Origin of the sequence: Microcystis sp. LEGE 08355 (assembly GCF_015207185.1) — a bacterium.
Classification (GTDB): domain Bacteria; phylum Cyanobacteriota; class Cyanobacteriia; order Cyanobacteriales; family Microcystaceae; genus Microcystis; species Microcystis panniformis.
The window spans coordinates 1-2658 of sequence record NZ_JADEXI010000618.1 but is presented as its reverse complement, the minus strand read 5'-3'; the positions used below and the strand labels follow the sequence as shown (position 1 = coordinate 2658).

General features: G+C 47.6%; 2 protein-coding genes. One reads left to right on the top strand and one right to left on the bottom strand.

Annotation, left to right across the window (positions count from 1 at the left end; all coding sequences use genetic code 11):
• Positions 1-295: 295 nt before the first annotated feature.
• The gene (gene ilvC / locus IQ242_RS21985) at positions 296-1288 is read left to right on the top strand and encodes a ketol-acid reductoisomerase (RefSeq protein ID WP_193961411.1); all 993 of its coding nucleotides are present in this window, start codon (positions 296-298) and stop codon (positions 1286-1288) included.
• Positions 1289-1617: 329 nt separating this feature from the next.
• Here the strand turns inward: ilvC and IQ242_RS21980 are convergent, their stop codons facing one another.
• On the bottom strand, positions 1618-2406 hold the full coding sequence (locus IQ242_RS21980; protein WP_193961410.1) for an ECF transporter S component: 789 nt from the start codon (positions 2404-2406) through the stop codon (positions 1618-1620).
• Positions 2407-2658: the final 252 nt, after the last annotated feature.

The following is a 2658-nucleotide window of genomic DNA, read 5'->3' as shown; positions in this document are numbered from 1 at the left end:
ATTTTCAGGTGGTCAATTACCTAATTTTCAGGGAAAAAGTCCCGGAATTTTCCCCCCCATCACTCCAATGGTCGGCACTTTTTGAAAAGTCTAAAAACCTTATCCAACAAGGTTTTTAGATTTATTCAGCCAAGCCTAGTTAGAATACCCAATTCTCCAGAGAAAATTGCAATTTTTCTAGACAATATTTTTTCCTGACTCCAGGAAACCGGCGCTCAAATGCTTCTGACGGGCGTGATTTTCCCGTATAATTAGGAGTTTGCACAGTGACAAAAGAAGTTAAGGAGCGAGTTTCATGGCACAAATGTACTATGATGAGGATGCCAATTTAGATTTATTAGCGGGAAAAACGATCGCTATTATTGGTTATGGTTCCCAGGGTCATGCCCACGCATTAAATCTCAAGGATAGTGGCGTTAATGTGATTGTTGGTCTATATCCCGGCAGTAAATCGGCCATCAAAGCCAAAGAAGCCGGTATTCCGGTTTATGATGTGGCCCAAGCCGCTAAAATTGCCGACTGGATCATGATCCTCTTACCGGATGAAGTGCAGAAAACGATTTATCTCCACGAAATTGCCCCGAATTTAAGCCCAGGCAAGGTTTTGTCTTTTGCCCACGGCTTTAATATTCATTTCGGTCAAGTGGTTCCCCCGGATAATGTCGATGTGGTTATGGTTGCCCCCAAAGGACCGGGCCATCTCGTCCGTCGTACCTACGAACAAGGTCAAGGGGTCCCCTGTTTATTCGCCGTCTATCAAGATGCTACCGGCCAAGCACGCGATCGGGCGATGGCCTACGCTAAAGGTATCGGTGGCACTCGGGCCGGGGTTTTGGAAACCACTTTCCGCGAGGAAACAGAAACGGACCTTTTTGGCGAACAGGCAGTATTATGCGGCGGTTTAAGTGCTTTAATTAAAGCCGGCTTTGAAACCCTCGTGGAAGCTGGTTATCAGCCCGAATTAGCCTATTTTGAGTGTTTACACGAGGTGAAACTGATCGTCGATCTGATCGTCGAGGGCGGTTTGGCCAAAATGCGCGATAGTATTTCCAATACAGCCGAGTACGGTGACTATACTCGCGGTCCGCGGGTGGTGACGGAAGCGACTAAGACCGAAATGCGGAAAATCCTCGGGGAAATTCAATCGGGACAATTTGCCCGAGAGTTTGTCCTCGAAAATCAAGCAGGTAAACCGGGTTTCACCTCTATGCGTCGTCAAGAAGCAGAACATTCGATCGAAGAAGTCGGCCAAGATCTGCGGGCAATGATGAGTTGGCTTAAACGCTAGTTCTCTTTTTTTTCGGTGGGGGGTTGGACGCAACGCGGCAATTCTTGCCCTTGCGTCCGTCCCGACACCCCACACCCCACACCCCAAAAGGAAAACCTCCTATGTCACCATTTAAGATAACTGCTGTATTCCCATTTCAGTAGACCTCCTGCAAAAATAAGTTATCGAGCCGCTATTGGGTCACAATATCTAAAAGCTCGGATAAATTCGACATAATCTTAGGTTTTATGGATAGTCTAGTCGTCTCTTGTCTTTTTTCTTCTCCTGACTCCCGACGACCGGCTCCTGACTCCTAACCCTAACAACAATTTTTGATTTTTACAAGAGGTCTAGTAGATCGCCTCTCGTGATTTGACCAGACCGATCGCCCGTAAACCGGCAATCACACCACAACCGATCACCATGCCGACGAGGGAACGAATCAGATTTTCTACGGGGATGATCGGAATTAAAGCGATCCACACTTCTTCGGGCCAGTTAAAAATCGAGTAGGTAATGGCGACGACCCCTAAATGGGAGAGGCCGCTGGCAGTGCAAGTACCCCCAAAAATTCCCGCCGCTACTAGGGCAAAATTGCTACCTTTGATCCAATGGGTAAACAGAGTCCGGGTTGGTAGGATAAATAATACCAAAGCCGACCAATCGACGAAAGCCCCAGCAATAAAGACTCGTGGCGAAATGCCGTTCAGTCCGATCGCCCGGTTAGCGTAGATAAACAGGGGAATCAGAAAAATTAACGTCAATCCTAACCACCAATAACGGCGTTTTTTGCCTAAAACCATTGTTCCCGCCACAAAACTGGCTATAATTGCCCCAAAGACCGAAATAGCGTGAATTCCTGCCGTGTAGGGGGCAAGGAAAGCCCCAATTAAGGACCCAATGCCACTAGCGATCGCTCCAGCGATCGGGCCGAGTAACCAACCCAAGAGGGGAAAAACCGCTTGACTGAGGGGCATACTACCGCCGGAAGCGAGGACAATGGAGAAGGGAATAAAAGAAAGAGTAGTGACAATGGCCGCTAAGACGACAATATAGGCGATCGGCGCACCATCAATGGCGGCACTACTGACAGCTTCCACTTTGCGTTCTTCCCCTTCGGGGATAATATCTAGGGTCATAGTTGCAAGGGTAATTCTAACTTTTCTATCATCCTCTGGTTTGATCTTCTTCGGGCAATTGTTGATTTTTTCGATAACAGCGCACGGTAATGTGATCCTATTAGGGGTCGAGAAGGTCGTCACCTACCTCCCCTCCCATTCAGAACCGTGCATGAGACTTTCACCTCACACGGCTCCTAGTTTGACTGTTCCCTTGTTAAGGATACAACTTGACATCTTTTTGTTGACCTTGTATTGTCTATATTAACCTCT